The 14,879-nt window shown below is 63.4% G+C and carries 11 protein-coding genes and 2 pseudogenes; 6 read left to right on the top strand and 7 right to left on the bottom strand.

Annotated features, from left to right (window positions below):
- Positions 1-1,356 precede the first annotated feature (1,356 nt).
- Positions 1,357-1,722: pseudogene (locus tag BF95_RS30615) on the bottom strand (AAA family ATPase); the annotation flags it as partial.
- 223 nt (positions 1,723-1,945) lie between these two features.
- On the opposite strand from BF95_RS30615, the gene BF95_RS06580 reads away from it, so the two are divergent.
- Genes BF95_RS06580 through BF95_RS06590 form a run of 3 tightly spaced genes read left to right on the top strand, consistent with a single transcriptional unit; the run spans position 1,946 to position 4,231 of the window.
- Entirely contained in the window at positions 1,946-2,947 is a 1,002-nt protein-coding gene (locus tag BF95_RS06580) for a quinone oxidoreductase family protein (protein ID WP_043150308.1), read from the top strand.
- A complete protein-coding gene (locus tag BF95_RS06585; RefSeq protein WP_043150239.1) occupies positions 2,944-3,720 on the top strand; it encodes an SDR family oxidoreductase in 777 nt (258 codons plus the stop codon). The genes BF95_RS06580 and BF95_RS06585 overlap by 4 nt, the downstream gene beginning before the upstream one ends.
- A 4-nt stretch (positions 3,721-3,724) precedes the next feature.
- Positions 3,725-4,231: a nuclear transport factor 2 family protein gene (locus tag BF95_RS06590; protein ID WP_043150310.1), complete on the top strand. Its 507-nt coding sequence runs from the start codon at positions 3,725-3,727 to the stop codon at positions 4,229-4,231.
- Between the two features lie 33 nt (positions 4,232-4,264).
- On the opposite strand, the gene BF95_RS06595 is transcribed toward BF95_RS06590, so the two are convergent.
- The 5 genes from BF95_RS06595 to BF95_RS06615 are packed head-to-tail and all read right to left on the bottom strand — an operon-like array spanning position 4,265 to position 10,545.
- Entirely contained in the window at positions 4,265-5,071 is an 807-nt protein-coding gene (locus BF95_RS06595; protein ID WP_235209597.1) for an SDR family NAD(P)-dependent oxidoreductase, read from the bottom strand.
- A gap of 38 nt (positions 5,072-5,109) precedes the next feature.
- Complete coding sequence (locus BF95_RS06600; RefSeq protein WP_043150241.1) at positions 5,110-5,964, bottom strand: MaoC/PaaZ C-terminal domain-containing protein; 855 nt, start codon at positions 5,962-5,964, stop codon at positions 5,110-5,112.
- Positions 5,965-5,985: 21 nt separating this feature from the next.
- On the bottom strand, positions 5,986-7,143 hold the full coding sequence (locus tag BF95_RS06605; protein ID WP_043150243.1) for an acyl-CoA dehydrogenase family protein: 1,158 nt from the start codon (positions 7,141-7,143) through the stop codon (positions 5,986-5,988).
- On the bottom strand, positions 7,140-9,308 hold the full coding sequence (locus BF95_RS06610; RefSeq protein ID WP_200866890.1) for a 3-hydroxyacyl-CoA dehydrogenase NAD-binding domain-containing protein: 2,169 nt from the start codon (positions 9,306-9,308) through the stop codon (positions 7,140-7,142). Before BF95_RS06610 ends, BF95_RS06605 begins: the two co-directional genes overlap by 4 nt.
- Before the next feature lie 34 nt (positions 9,309-9,342).
- On the bottom strand, positions 9,343-10,545 hold the full coding sequence (locus BF95_RS06615) for an acetyl-CoA C-acetyltransferase (RefSeq protein WP_043150244.1): 1,203 nt from the start codon (positions 10,543-10,545) through the stop codon (positions 9,343-9,345).
- A 152-nt stretch (positions 10,546-10,697) separates the two neighbouring features.
- Between BF95_RS06615 and BF95_RS06620 the strand changes: the two genes are divergently transcribed.
- Positions 10,698-12,368 carry a class I adenylate-forming enzyme family protein gene (locus BF95_RS06620; RefSeq protein WP_152542593.1) on the top strand — a complete coding sequence of 557 codons (1,671 nt, stop codon included), beginning with the start codon at positions 10,698-10,700 and terminating at the stop codon, positions 12,366-12,368.
- Positions 12,369-12,394: 26 nt separating this feature from the next.
- A pseudogene (locus tag BF95_RS06625) lies at positions 12,395-13,176 on the top strand (SDR family NAD(P)-dependent oxidoreductase).
- Between the two features lie 7 nt (positions 13,177-13,183).
- On the opposite strand, the gene BF95_RS06630 reads toward BF95_RS06625, so the two are convergent.
- Positions 13,184-13,888 carry a GntR family transcriptional regulator gene (locus BF95_RS06630; protein WP_193378856.1) on the bottom strand — a complete coding sequence of 235 codons (705 nt, stop codon included), beginning with the start codon at positions 13,886-13,888 and terminating at the stop codon, positions 13,184-13,186.
- A 129-nt stretch (positions 13,889-14,017) separates the two neighbouring features.
- Here BF95_RS06630 and BF95_RS06635 point away from each other — a divergent pair, with 129 nt between their 5' ends.
- Positions 14,018-14,869, top strand: coding sequence for a fumarylacetoacetate hydrolase family protein (locus tag BF95_RS06635; RefSeq protein ID WP_043150246.1), 852 nt, complete (start codon positions 14,018-14,020; stop codon positions 14,867-14,869).
- The last annotated feature ends 10 nt before the right edge of the window (positions 14,870-14,879 follow it).

A 14,879-nucleotide genomic window follows, 5' to 3' on the forward strand; every position in this document is an offset into this window, starting at 1 on the left:
CAAGGCGGGCAGCGCCGCAAGGCCCGACCCCTCGCCATGAATGTCGCGGGCCAGGGTAAGGGCCTCGTCCAGGAAACGATGCGCCAGCTGCGTCTTGCCCTGCGCCATCAGCGTCGGCGCGACCGAGGCCTTGAGCGCGATCGACGCGAAGTCCGATCCGGGGCGAGACAAAGCGCGCCGGGTTTCCGCCTCAAGCTTGAGCATGTCCTGGAAATGATAGAGTTCGCGCCGCGCCGACATCAATTGCGCGAGCAGGGTGCAGCTGAGATAGGCGTGGCTTTCGGCCATTTCCGCAAGCAGGGGTTCGGCTTCCGCCTCCACCTCCACCATATCGTCGCGCGCCGCCGCCAGCATGACGAGGCGATGGCGGATCATCAGATCCAGTTGTTCATTATCATGCGCCGACACGTCGTCGCTCTGGTTGCGCGCTTCGTGGATCGACCGCGCGGTGGCGATCAGCCTGTCGGCGGCGGCGAACGACAATTGCCGTATCCGCCGCCAAGCCAAAGCCAGCAGCAGATAGGGGTGTTGTGCCAATACGGCCCAGGGGAGTTCCGCGCCCAACTCGTCGATCCGATACAGATAACCCGAATAGGTGAGTTGTTCGGCCAGCCGATCCAACTGTCCGGCCAGGAAAGCCTGATCCCCGCTCAGTCGGGCATGTTCGACCGCCTTGAGGATGTCGCCCGTCGCGGCGAAATGATCGCTCGCGCGGCAATGCATCATGGCGGCGCGCGCGGGGGCCCGGTCCATCAGGCGGCCCAGCACCATGTCGCGGAACAGGCGGTGATAGGCGTAGCGGCCATGTTCCTGATCGATCGGATTGAGGAACAGCCCTTCGCGAAAGACGCGATCCAGCATGGCGCGCGCATCGTCATTGCCCGTCACCGCCGCACAGGCGGAAGGGGTGAGTTCATCCAGAATTGATGTGTCGACCAGGAAACGGCGCACGTCGTCGGGCTGCTGGCCAAGCACCTCTTCATGGAAATATTCAGCAAATTCCGGACGCAGGCCGGTCAGCCGCATCTGGCCCGCCCCCTGCGCGCCGCGCCGGTAGAGATCGCAAGCGATGACGACGCCCGATACCCAGCCCTGGGTATCGCGCACGATATCCTGCAAATTTTGCGCATCGATCGGCGCGCCCACGCTCATCGTTACCAGTTGCGTGGCTTCAGCCAGCGTCAGAGAGAGGTCGGCATTACCCACCTCGACCAGGAAACCGAGCGCCCGCATCCGCGCCAGCGGCAGTCCTACCGAGCCGCGCGCCGCCACGATCATGGTCAGGCCGTCGCGCGCGCTGGACGACAGCTGGGCGATGAAGGCCAGGGTCGCTTCGTCCAGCAGTTGCGCGTCGTCGATGACGATGACCGGCTTGGGTTCGACCACCGTCGACAGCGCCTCGAGCCACACGGCATCACCCGCGTCGGCGTCGAGATCGGCCCAATCCAGCCGGGCCGCGACGCCGGCAGCCTTGAGCGCGAGCAGGAAGGACGCCTTGTTGCCGATGCCCGCGCGCGCCGCCAGCCACAGCAGCGGTCGCCCCTCCGCCCGCAGACGTTCGGCCCAGAACAGCATGGCCGTGGTCTTGCCGCTGCCTGCCGGCGCGGACACCACCGTCATGCGGGATAGGGCAACCTTTGGGATCAGCGCCAGCAGCGCCGGACGCTCGATCAGCGTCGGAGTGATGCGGGGCGGCAGGACGATTGTCGGGACAACGGCCATTCAGTCTCTCCTGTTCGTGCTGCGTGGCACGATTCGTTTTATTGTTGCAAATATATTCTGACCGTTGAAATCTGAAATGCAATCCCCTTTTCCTATCCACAGATAGGTCATGAGCGCGCCAGAACATTGTCCTGATGGCATGACAGGCTGCGTCGCGGGCGCGCCATCCAGAAAAAGGCAGGCGATCCCAACGGCCGCGCCGACGCATCAGGAAAGGTTCACCATGAAGGCCCTGTATCTCGAAAAGATCGACGGACCCGATTCCGTTATCATGGCGGATGTCGAAACGCCCGTGCCCGGCCCCGGCGAAGTCCGGGTCGCTATCAAAGCCGCGTCGATCAATCACCGCGAACTGTTCATCACCCATGGCCAATATCCCGGCATGACCGTGCCCACGACGCTGGGTTGCGACGGCGCGGGCGTGGTGGACATGATCGGCGAGGGCGTGAGCGGGGCCAGCGAAGGCGACGAGGTCGTCCTCTACCCCGCCCGCAACTGGGGGCCGAACCGTCATGCCCCCGCCGCCGATTTCGGCCTGCTGGGGATGCCCTTTGCCGGGACGATCGCCGAATATATCTGCGTGCCGGTCGAAAATCTGGCGCCCAAGCCTGCCTTCATGAGCTTCGAGGAAGCCGGCGCGATGCCGCTGACGGCGCTGACATCCTGGCGAGCGCTGATGTTCAAGGGGCGGTTGCAGGCGGGCGAGACGCTGCTGATCAGCGGCGTGGGCGGCGGTGTTGCCACCTTCGGCCTGGCCTTTGCCGTCGCCAAAGGCGCCGATGTCTATGTCACCGGCGAGAACCAGGAGGTGATCGACCGCGCGATCGCCATGGGGGCCAAGGGCGGCCTGCTCTACACCGACCCCGACTGGCGCAAGCAGGTCGGCAAGCTGACCGGCGGCGTCGACGTCGTGTTGGACGGCGCGCCCGCGCCCAGCTTCGCCAATTATGTCCGCGCGATCAATCCGGGCGCGCGCATCGTCATCTACGGGTCGACCGCGGGCAACGAGATCAAGTTCAACGCGACCGACATCTTCCTGAAAAGCGCCAGCATCGTCGGCAGCCAAGTGGGCGATCCGCAGGATTTCCAAGAGATGCTGGCATTTGCGAGTGATCATCAAATCAGGCCGGTGATCGAAGCCACCTACCCGCTGGCGCAGGCGAAGGAAGCGCTGCTGCATCTGCGCGACAGTCACAAATTCGGCAAAGTCGTGGTGACGATGTGAGCTACCTGTTCAGCCTAGCGGGCAAGAAGGCGATCGTCACCGGCGGCGCGCAGGGGCTGGGCCGGATGATCGCCGAAGGGCTGTTGCGCGCGGGCGCGACGGTGGCGATCACGTCGCGCAAGGCCGATATCTGCGAGGCTGCGGCGAGCGAGATGGGGGCATTGGGTACTTGCATCCCCCTGCCCGCCGATCTTTCGACGCCGGAGGCCGCAGTCGATCTGGTCGCGCGCTACCGCGATGCCGTGGGGGCGTGCCATATCCTGGTCAATAATGCGGGCAAGACCTGGGGCGGAGAGATAGACAGTTTCCCCGACAAGGCGTGGCCCGGCGTGATGGCGGTGAATGTCCAGACTCCCTTCACCATGGTGCGCGAATTGCTGCCCGAACTGGGCGCGGCAGGAACCGACGACGATCCGGCGCGGATCATCAATATCGGCTCGGTCGCGGGCATGAAGACCGAGCGGCTGAGCGCATATAGCTATGCCGCCAGCAAGGCGGCGGTCCATATGATGACGCGCGACCTGGCGGGCGATCTGGCCGCGCGCAACATCACGGTGAATGCGGTCATCCCCGGCTTCTTCCCGACCAAGATGACCGCGCACATGCGCGACGAAGACAGTGTCGATGCGGGGCTGCTGGCTCATATTCCGCTGGGTCGCCTGGGCAAGCCGGACGACATCGCCGGGATTGTCGTATTTCTATGTTCGCGGGCGGGCGCTTATGTGACGGGCGCGCAAATTCCGGTCGATGGCGGCGTGGTCGGTTGCGGCTGATATCATGACCCACAGTCTCCACATTCTGGCCGACCGGATCGCGATAGAGGCATGCCTGTATCGCTACGCCCATCTGATCGATGCAATGCAGTATCACCGGATTGCGGACGAGGTGTTCACGCCCGACGGCATCATCGATTTTGGCGGGGCGAAGGCGGTGGGACGGGACGCCATCCATGCGCAATGCATGACCTATCAGGGGGCGCTACTGGGCTGCTGCCACAATGTCACCAATGTCGTGATCGAGGTGGATGGCGACGAAGCGCGGGCGGCCAGCCGCATCCTGGCCTGGCATTGGTTCGCGATTCCCGATGCCGATCCGCTGCGTGCCACCGATCTGCTGGCGGTGGGCGGATATGAGGACCGGCTGCGGCGCACGCCTGACGGGTGGCGCATCCATGAACGGCGTGGTTTGAATTTCGGTACGGGTGTCGGTGCCGGGCAAGTGCCCGAACCTATGCGGCCGATCTTTGCGGGGATGCAGGGGCGCGCGCCGACCTGGCCCGCTTGACTGGCAGGCGAGGCCGCGGCCCCGCCGCCTCGCCTATAGCTGCCAGCCGCCGCCCGCGACGATGACCTGGCCGGTGATGTAGTCCGCTTCGGGCAAGCACAAAAGATAGACCGCGCCGGCGGCTTCCTCCGGCGTGCCCGCGCGGCCCAGCGGTATGCCCTTTTCCATCGCTTCCAAGATTTCGTCGCTGACACCGGCCTTGATGTCCTTGCCCTTCACATTGATGGTCGAACTGCCCGCCTCCCCCGCGGTCATCCGCGTCATGATCGCGCCGAAGGCGACAGCGTTGACGGTGACATTATAGCGGCCCCATTCCTTCATCACGGTCTTGGTCAGGCCCACGATCCCGGCCTTGCCAGCGGCATAGCCCGCCTGCCCAGGATTGCCGCCCAGCCCCGCGACCGAGGAGATGTTGACGACGGTGCGGCGTGTGGCGCGGCCATGTGCGGCGATCTCCGCCTTGGCCGCCGCCGCGATGACCGGTTGGGCGGCGCGCAGGATGCGGAACGGGGCGCTTAGATGCACGTCCAGCATCGCCATCCATTGTTCGTCGCTGGTCTTTTGTAGCACCGAATCCCAAGCATAGCCGGCATTGTTGACGATGATGTCGATCGTGCCGAAGGCGTCGGCCGCTGCGGCGATGAATTGCTCGCCGAAATCCAGCGCAGTTACGTCGCCCACGCATACCACTGCGCGGACACCCAGCGCCTCAATCTCTGCGGCCGTTGCATGGGCGACGTCATCGTCCAGGTCGTTGACGACGATATGCGCGCCATTGCGCGCCAGTTTGAGCGCGATCGCCTTGCCAATGCCGCGACCCGACCCGGATACCAGGGCCACCTTACCATCCAATATCTTCACGTTACTTCCCGTTCCCTTCAAAATCCGGCGACGCAAGCCCGTCCACCATCCATGACCACTATGCCCCGATCGGGGACGCTGGCGCGAAACAGCACATCAACGCCATCGCGCCAGATTTCCGTTCGCACCGTTTCACCCGGCCAGACCGGGGCGGTGAAACGCGAACTAATCGCCGTAAGAAGAGCGGGGTTGCCACCACAGCATGAATGAACCAGCGCCCGGCTGACCAGCCCCATCGTCGCCAGCCCATGCAGGATCGGTCGATCGAACCCGGCCGACGCGGCGGTTCCGGCATCCACATGCAGCGGGTTGCGATCCCCGGTCAGGCGATAGAGCAGCGCCTGGTTGATCGCGGTCGGCAGGTCGAGCAGGGCATGGGCCGGCTCATCGGGCATGGCGACGGCTGCCGCACCGGGCAGATCGCGCGGCCCGCCAAAGCCACCCGTGCCGCGCAACACCCAGGTCTCTTCCATCTCCGCGATCACCAGGTCGGTCGGCGTCATCAGGGTCCGCTTGGCACGCACCAGCGCAGGCTTGCCCGGTCCCTTATCGGCGATATCGCCAATCTCGATCCGGCCGTGCACCAGTTGGCCCAGCTCCAGCGGGCGGAACAGACGCAAACTCTGTTCGCCATGCAGGATGTTGGCCCAGTCCCAGCCCAGTTCCGCCGCCATCGGCCAGAAACCGGGCGTACCTAGCACCAGCGCCATGGTCGGCAGCACCGCCAAGTCACGCTCGAACACCAGATTCTGTTCATCGATCGGCGCGAGACCCGCGCCCACGCCCAGTGCGTAGAGGATGGCGCTGCGCGGATCGCACATATCCTCCGCCGCGGGAATGGAGTAGTCCCGCAAGCGATCCAGGTTCAACATCGGCACTCTCCCGGCAGCAACTTAGGACAGCTTGCGTTCGTCCAGCCCCAGCCCCCGCCCGATGATTTCGCGCATAATTTCGCTGGTGCCTGCAAAGATACGGCTGATCCGCGCGTCGGTATACATGCGGCTGATGCGATATTCTTCCATATAGCCTGCGCCGCCATGCAACTGGACACATTCGTCCATGACCCGGCCCTCAAGTTCGCTGCTCAGCAGCTTGGCCGCCGATGCATCCTCCGCCGTCAATTCGCCCGCGTTCAGCAGCAGGACGCATTGGTCCACATAGGTCTGGAGCGCGTCCAATTCGGCGCGCATCGACGCCATCTTGAAGCGTGTATTCTGGAAAGCGCCGATCGGTTTGCCGAACGCCTTGCGCTCCTTCACATAATCCAGTGTGATGTCGAAGGCGGTCTGCGCCGTCGCCATGAAGCCGATCGCGGCTACCAGCCGCTCCTGCGCCAGGAAACGGGCGAGATATTTGAAGCCCTGGGTCGGATCGCCCAGCACATTGGCCTTGGGCACCTTCACATCGTTAAAGAAGAGTTCGGCGGTGTCCTGCGCCTTCAGGCCCATCTTGGCGAGTTTGCGGCCGCGTTCGAACCCGTCCATGCCACGTTCAACCACGAACAGGCCAAGGCCATGGCGGCTGTTGGGATCGGTCCGCGCGGCAACCACGATCAGGTCGCCCAATATGCCGTTGGAGATATAGGTTTTCGCGCCGTTCAAAAGCCAATGGCCGCCCTGATCGGTGGCGCTGGTTCGCATCCCGGCCAGGTCGCTGCCCGTCGAAGGTTCCGTCATCGCGACGGCCAGGATCTTTTCGCCGTTAACGATGCCGGGCATCCAGCGATCCTTCTGTTCATCATTGCCCAGTTTGGCGAAGTAGGGCGCGACGAGATCATTATGCAGGTTGATGTAGAAACCCACATCGCCATGGCGCATATTTTCTTCGATGATGATCTGTTCGAAGCGGAAATCGTCGATCCCCGCGCCGCCATATTTTTCGTCCGCCCAGGTGCAGAGCAGACCCTGCGCCCCGGCTTTGAGATACAGCTCGCGGTCGACAATGCCCTGTTCGCGAAACCGCTCGGCATGGGCGCCGACTTCGGTGCTCATGAATTTGACGACGCTGTCGCGAAACTGTTCATGTTCCGGTTCGAAGATGAGGCGTCTCATGCCGGGACCGGCTCCTTGACCGTGGTTTCGCTGGCGGGGGTGTAGAAATCTTCACCCCGCGCCGCCTTGTCGCGCAGCCAGGCGGACGGCAGGAAGCGCGGCCCGTAAAGCTGCGCCAGACGGTCAGATTCCTGTACGAATGTTTTGATGCCGATGGTGTCGATATAGCTGATCGTGCCGCCGGTCCACGCTGGGAATCCCCAGCCATAGATCGCGCCAAGATCGGCATCCTGCGGCGTTTCCAGGACATTTTCTTCCAGGCACCGGGCGGTTTCCATAGCCTGCGCATAGAGATAGCGCTGCTTGAGTTCCTCGATGTCCCAGTCCGCTTTGGTGGGGAAATGATCGGCCAGCCCTTTCCACAGATGCTTCTTGCCGCCTTCGGGATAGTCGTAGAAGGCCCCGCCTGCTTTGCGGCTGGAGCGGCCGATCTCGTCCTTCATACGGCGCATGACGGCAACGCCGGCGGGCGGCGTATAGGCGTCGCCTTCCTCGGCGATCGCCTGATCGACGATCTTGAGCGGCAGGTCGAGCGTCAGTTCGTCCAGCAGCGCCAACGGGCCAACGGGCATCCCTACCGCCTTGGCCGCATTCTCGATCACCGCAGGCGGCACGCCTTCAGCCAGCATCGCCGCGCCTTCGTGGATCAGCATCTGGAACACGCGGCTGGTGTAGAAGCCGCGGCTGTCGTTGACGACGATCGGCGTTTTGCGCAGTTGGGCGATATAATCGAGGCCCTTGGCCAGCGTCGCCTTGCTGGTCTGCTTGCCCATGATGACTTCGACCAGGCCCATGCGCTCGACCGGCGAGAAGAAGTGCAGGCCGATAAACTGGTCGGGGCGCTGTGATGCCTGCGCCAGTTGAGATATCGGCAGGGTCGAGGTGTTGGAGGCGAACACTGCATGGTCGGGCAACACCGCTTCGGCTTTGCGCGTCGTTTCCGCCTTGATCCCGGTGTCCTCGAACACCGCCTCTACCACGAGGTCGCAGCCGTCGAGCAGGGCGAAATCGTCGGTAGGGGTTATGCGGGCGAGGACGGCGTCGGCCTTGTCCTGTTTCGTCTTGCCCTTTTCGATCAGCTTGCCCAGCACCCTGGCCGCATAATCCTTGCCCTTTTGTGCGGTCGCGGTGTCGCGGTCGATCAGGATCACCTCGATCCCCGCATTAGCGGAGACATAGGCAATGCCCGCGCCCATCATGCCCGCGCCCAGCACGCCGACCTTCTTCGCCGCGAATTTCTCAAAGCCTTCGGGACGGCGCGCGCCCTTTTCAGCGGCCTGCTTGGAAATGAAGGTGGTGCGAATGATGTTGCGCGCGACCGGATCGGTCAGCAGCTTGGCGAAATATTTGCCCTCGACGGTCAGCGCCTTGTCGAAGGGCAGTTGCAGACCCTGGAACACGCAATTGAGGATCGCCAGCGGAGCTGGCTGATTATAGCCCACTTTGGCGATGCCACCCGTCGCCATCATATAAGCCGTCGAGTCTTCAGGGACGGTCAGCCCTTTCTTCTGCGGTGGGGTCCAGCCCTTGACGTCCCATGGCTTGACCGGGTCGGGCGCGGTCGCAAGCCAGGCTTTGGCCGCGTCGATCAGCGTGTCGGCGGAAACCACCTCGTCCACGATCTTCAGCTTAAGGGCTTCGGCGGGGCCGACCGAACGGCCCGACAGCAGCAGGTCGAACGCGGTTTTCATCCCCGCGATCAGGCCCAGCCGCACCGTGCCGCCCGATCCAGGAAGCAGGCCGACATTGACTTCTGGCAGGCCAACCTGCACCTTTGCGTCGTCCACCAATATGCGCCGATGGCAGGCAAGCGTGAGTTCGAACCCACCGCCCAGCGCCAGCCCGTTGATCGCCGCGACCCAGGGCTTGCCCGACTGTTCGATCGCCCGGTGCATGTCGGTCGCGCGCTTGGAGAAAGCGTAGGCTTGGCTTGCCGTCAGCGTGCCGAAGCCGTTGACCAGTTGCTTAAGGTCGGCACCCGCCATGAAGCTGGCCTTGGCCGATGTCAGGATGACACCCGTGATGCTGTCATCTTCCGCGATCTGCTTCGTCACCGCTTCCATATCGGCTAAAAAAGCGTCGTTGACGACGTTCATCGATTCTTCCGCGTCGAGGGTCAGGATCGCGAAGCCGTCATCGGCCTTTTGCAGTTGCATGGTCTTCATGGAATGTCCCGCTCTATAGTTCGCAAGGGCGCGTTCAGACGCGCTCGATGATGGCGGCCGTGCCCAGGCCGTTGGCGGCGCACAGCGTGATGAGGCCAGTTGCTGCGTCGCGCCGTTCCAGTTCGTCCAGAACGGTGCCCAGGATCATCGCGCCGGTCGCGCCGAGCGGATGGCCCATAGCGATCGCACCGCCATTCACGTTGATCTGGTCATCGGGGATGTCGAGGTCACGCTGGAAGCGCATCACGACGCTGGCGAAGGCTTCGTTCAGTTCCCACAAGTCAATGTCCTTTTCGGTCATCCCGCCTGCCTTCAACGCCTTGCGCGACACGGCGGTGGGCGCGGTCAGCATGATCGTGGGTTCAGAGCCGATATTGGCATAGGAGCGGATACGCCCGCGCGGCTTCAATCCCGCTTTCTCGCCGAATGCCTTCGATCCCACCAGCACCAATCCAGAACCATCGACGATGCCGGAGCTGTTGCCGCCGTGGTGGACATAGTTGATTTCTTCCAGCTCGGGATATTTCGCTTTGCCCACTGCCTCGAACCCTGCCTTGCCATAGCCTTCGAACGCCGGCTTGAGCTTGGCGAGGCTTTCGACCGTGGTGCCGGGGCGCATATGTTCGTCGCGTTCGAGGATGACTTCACCCAGCACATCTGTCACCGGGACGATCGAGCGCTTGAAATAGCCCTGGTCCCAGGCATGGGCGGCCTTGCGCTGGCTTTCGACGGCGAAGCCGTCGACATCCTCGCGGGTATATCCGTCGAGCGTGGCGATAATGTCCGCGCCGATGCCTTGGGGGGCGTAATAATTGCTGAAAGCCACGGCGGGGTCTGACGTCCAGGCGCCGGAGTCATAGCCCATCACCGTGCGACTCATCGACTCAACGCCGCCGCCGATACCCGCGTCGATCATCCCGGCATGAACCTGCGCAGCGATCAAGCTGACCGCGTCAAGGCCGGTGGCGCAGAAGCGATGAATCTGCTGCCCCGCGACGGTCTGGGCATAGCCTGCCTGCAACACCGCCGCGCGCGCCAATACTCCGCCCTGTTCGCCGACCGGCTGTGCCATGCCAATGATCACATCGTCGAGCAGCGCGGTATCGAGATTGTTGCGCGACTGAAGCGCCTTGAGCAACTGCGTCGCCAATTCGACCGAGCTTATCTCATGCAGCGCGCCATCCGGGCGGCCCTTGCCGCGCGGCGTGCGAACATGATCGTAGATATAGGCTTCCATCGTAAATTCCCGATCCGTGATCCGATATTTTGCTGTGTCCGCTCTTGGCGTGGGCGGCCCTGTCCGCACCTATCCAACGAAAGGCGCATGGACGGACGCACGCTGCAATCTGAAGGCCAATCGGGATCTACGGGTATTAGGAGCGGGCTTTCGTGGGCATCAAGGGCGAGAACAGCGCCGCAATTCGCATCTCTGCGACAACCCTGGGCGACCTGCTGATGAAGGGGTGGGACAAGGGCGGCGGCAAGGAGGCGCTGGTATTTCCGGGCGAACGCAAAAGCTATGATGATGTGGTGGCTGGCGTAATTAACCGCGCGCGCGGACTGAAGGCGCTGGGCATCGGGCGCGGCGACCATGTCGGCATCTTGCTGCCGTCCAGCATAGAATTTGTCGAGGCGCTGTTCGCCAACGCGATGTGTGGCGCGGTGTCGGTGCTGATGAACGCGCGCTACAAGGCGCCGGAAATGGCCTATGTCGCGCAAAATGCCGATCTGCGCGCGATCGTGACCAATGATTTGGTAACCGAGCATGTCGATTTCGGCGCGCGGCTGGTGGAGGCCTTTCCCGACCTACCGACAGCGGCCGATCCCGCTGCCCTGACCCTTGCAGGCACGCCGCTGCTGACGCAGATCATCATGCTGGGCGGGCGTTCCGCGCCCGGCTTCGTCGACCAGGCCCGGTTCGATGCGGCGGTACAAAGCGTCAGCGAAAGCGACATCCACGACACGCGCCTGACCGTGCGGGTGCGCGATACCGCGATGATCCTCTACACTTCCGGCACATCGGCCAATCCCAAGGGGTGCCTGCTCAGCCATGAGGCAGTGACGCGCGAGGCGAACAATCTGGCGCGCTATCGCTGGGGCTTCCAGCCTGACGAGCGGGCCTGGTCGCCGCTGCCACTGTTCCATATCGCGGCGATGCTGTGCATGTTGGGAGCGATGGATGTAGGCGGCACCTTTATCGGCCAGCCGCATTTCGACGCCGGGGAAAGCCTGCGCCAGATCGAGGCGGAGCAGGTGACGATGATGTTCCTGCCCTTCGTCACTTTCCATCAGGCGATGATTGCTCACCCCGATTGGGACAAGACGGATATGTCATCCGTCCGTCTGCAAAATAGCTGCTTTGCGTTCATGCCGGACCGGGTTGGGCAGGCCTATCGCGACAAGGCCCCAAATATGCTGCAAGTGGGCACCATGGGCATGACCGAGGCGACCGGCATCGTCACCACTGGCGGCCCAGCTATGGACCCGGAAATGGGTTTCAGAAAACTGGGCTACCCGCTCGCCGGGATCGAGATGAAGATCGTCGACCCCGATACCGGCGCGGAACGGGGCGTGGACGAGCGGGGCGAGATTTTGATCCGGGGCTATAATCTGTTCGACGGCTACTATCGCGACGCGGAAAAGACCGCCGAAGCGATCGACGTGGACGGATGGTATCATAGCGCCGACATCGGATCGATCGATGCGGACGGCCATATGATGTTCCATGGCCGGTTCAAGGATATGCTGAAAGTCGGTGGCGAGAATGTCGCAGCGGCCGAGGTCGAGGCGGTGCTGGCCAGCCACCCAGCCGTGCGGCTGGCGCAGGTCATCGGCTTGCCCGACGATCGGCTGGCCGAGATTCCGGCGGCCTATATCGAGCGCGATGGCTACGTCGCGGTGGAGCCGGACGAACTGATCGCCTACACCAAATCGCGCCTGGCGTCGTTCAAGGTGCCGCGCCACATAAGATTTATCGACGAATGGCCGATGTCGGCGTCGAAGATCCAGAAGTTCAAACTGCGCGCGGCGCTGATGGCCGAACTAGGCCTGAGCGACTGACAAGGCAGAAAAATAGGAGAGGTTGAATGCGGGTCATCATCACAGGCGCGGCGAGCGGCATCGGGCGGGCCTGCGCGCAATTGCTGGCCGCAGGCAGCGTAATCGCGGGCGAGCATCAGTTGCTGTTGGCCGATCGGGATGCCGCCAATCTTGAGAGCGTAGCCGATGCGATCGGACCGGCGGCGGCGACCTGCGTGGTCGACCTAGCCGAGCTGGATTGCGGCGACCGGATCGTCGCGGCGGCAATGGCGCATATGGACGGGATCGACGCAGTCATCAGCAATGCCGGAATCATCATGGGCGGGGCGCTGATTGATCTGCCCGCCAGCGACTTCGACCGTATATTCGCGATTAACACACGGTCCGCCTGGCTGCTGGCCAAGGCGGCGCATCCGCATCTCAAGGCCAGCGGCGGGGCGTTCGTGGCCACCGCATCCATGTCCGCCACCGCGCCGACGCCTGCGCTAGGTTTCTACTCGTGCAGCAAGGCCGCGTTACTGATGATGATCCGGCAGCTCAGCATCGAATGGGGACCGGACGCATTCGGTGCAACACCGTGTCCCCTGGCCCGACCTATACGCCGATGACGGCAGCAGGCTATGACGACCCGGCGAGGCGCGACCAGCGCGAGGCGACCATACCGCTGCGCAAGCTGGGCGTGGCGGAGGATGTTGCCAACGCCATCCTATTCCTGATCGGGCCCCATGCGGGGCACATCAGCGGCATCGACATATTGGTCGATGGCGGGATGAGCAACATGCTGATGCCCGCCAGTGGTGGCGGCACCGGGCAGAAGCGGCAGAATTAGGATGGGGTCAGGCCGCCCGCACCTGTGTTTTCTGGCCCGGCAGGCGCATCGCGCCGTCCTGTGCATCAACCAGCAGGCGGGCGGTCGCCACCAAGTGATCGCCCAGCAGCGCGACCGCCCGATCGGCGTCGCGGCGCAACGTCGCGGTGACGATATCGCTATGTTCATGGACCAAGTCGCGCTCGCCGGTCGCCAGCGGGACGGTCAGGTAGCGATAGCGTTCCGATTGCGCGTAGAGCCAGTCGCGCATCCGCAGCAGCCAGGGGCTGTCGCAGGCGGCCACCAAAGCATGGTGGAATGCGCCATGGGCGTCGGCATAATCCTCGTTCAGGCGGGCAGGATCAGTGGGATCGCGGGTCGGCGTCTTGCTGAGGCGATGGGCGGCGCTGACGATCGCGGATTCCCAGTCCAGCCCGCCGCGTGCGATGGCGCGTCGCAGGCATTGCCCCTCTATATCGCTGCGCACTGTCACCAGATCCATCAGGTCGCCGATCGAAATCGGCGTCGCGCGAAAGCCCCGCGCATCGTCTTGCGTCACGAAACCTTCGGACGTCAGGCGCGACAGGGCTTCGCGCACAGCGCCCAGGCTGAAGCCGCGATTGTCGGACACGTCTTTGATATTGATCCGATCGCCCGGCACCAGCCGGCACGTCAGGAGATCGTCCCGCAACTGGCGATAGGCCCGCTCGGTCAGGCTCAGCTTCTTCATCATCGCCAAAGCCATAGCAGTTTTGAAGCCAGAGGCAAATACGAATAGTATATTTCAGTTATCGGAATATATTTCATGTTGACCCGGAGGGCGGCGCCCCTCACGGTGGCAGGGTATCAGGAGGATAGAATCATGCGTTTGGCTAAAGTTGCGAAAAATGGGCAGACCGGTTTGGCAGTCGATACCGGCGCGGGCGTCAAGGCGCTGTTCGGCGATGCCGGGCTCTATGATCTCGACGCGCTGATCGCGCAGGGCGGCGACGCGCTGACGCAGGCGGGCGACGCGGTCGTGGCAGGCGGCGAGGATGTCGCGATTGACGATCTGACGTTCCTGCCGCCGCTGATCAAGGCGCCCAAGATCCTGTGCCTGGGCCTGAACTATAAGGACCATGCGGCGGAGGGCGGTTTCCAGGTGCCGGAATTCCCGACCGTGTTTGGCCGGTTCAACTCTAGCCTAATCGGCCATGGCGCGCCCATCATCAAGCCGCCCTGCTCCGACCAGCTCGACTATGAGGCGGAAATGGTCGCAGTCGTGGGCAAGGGCGGCAAGGACATCGCCAAGGATGACGCGTTGTCGCACATCGCCGCCTATTCAGTGTTCAACGACGGGTCGATCCGCGATTATCAGCTAAAGACCCCACAATGGACCGTCGGCAAGAATTTCGACGATACCGGCGCATTCGGACCATGGCTGGTGACGGCGGACGAACTGCCCGCAGGCGGCGCGGGCCTGAAGATCGAGACGCGCCTGAACGGCCAGACCGTACAGAGTGCCAACACGTCCGACATGGTGTTCGATGTGGTCGATACCGTCGCCCTACTGTCGACCTGCTTCACGCTGGAGGCGGGCGACGTGCTGGTGATGGGGACGCCGTCGGGCATCGGCCTGGCGCGCAATCCCCCGCTGTTCATGAAGGATGGCGATGTGTGCGAAGTGGAGATCGAGAAAATCGGCCTGCTGGTCAACCCGATTAAGGCGGCCTGAGCAGCGAAAG

Source organism: Sphingobium sp. Ant17 (assembly GCF_000588875.1).
Lineage (GTDB): Bacteria > Pseudomonadota > Alphaproteobacteria > Sphingomonadales > Sphingomonadaceae > Sphingobium.

What these genes read in the sequence shown, in the direction of transcription:
- BF95_RS06580 (WP_043150308.1), top strand. Translation starts at nt 1,946, where the DNA reads ATGAAGGCCCTGTATCTCGAAAAGATCGACGGACCCGATTCCGTTATC.
- BF95_RS06590 (WP_043150310.1), top strand. Translation starts at nt 3,725, where the DNA reads ATGACCCACAGTCTCCACATTCTGGCCGACCGGATCGCGATAGAGGCA.
- BF95_RS06600 (WP_043150241.1), bottom strand. Translation starts at nt 5,964, where the DNA reads ATGTTGAACCTGGATCGCTTGCGGGACTACTCCATTCCCGCGGCGGAG.
- BF95_RS06605 (WP_043150243.1), bottom strand. Translation starts at nt 7,143, where the DNA reads ATGAGACGCCTCATCTTCGAACCGGAACATGAACAGTTTCGCGACAGC.
- BF95_RS06610 (WP_200866890.1), bottom strand. Translation starts at nt 9,308, where the DNA reads ATGAAGACCATGCAACTGCAAAAGGCCGATGACGGCTTCGCGATCCTG.
- BF95_RS06615 (WP_043150244.1), bottom strand. Translation starts at nt 10,545, where the DNA reads ATGGAAGCCTATATCTACGATCATGTTCGCACGCCGCGCGGCAAGGGC.
- BF95_RS06630 (WP_193378856.1), bottom strand. Translation starts at nt 13,888, where the DNA reads ATGATGAAGAAGCTGAGCCTGACCGAGCGGGCCTATCGCCAGTTGCGG.
- BF95_RS06635 (WP_043150246.1), top strand. Translation starts at nt 14,018, where the DNA reads ATGCGTTTGGCTAAAGTTGCGAAAAATGGGCAGACCGGTTTGGCAGTC.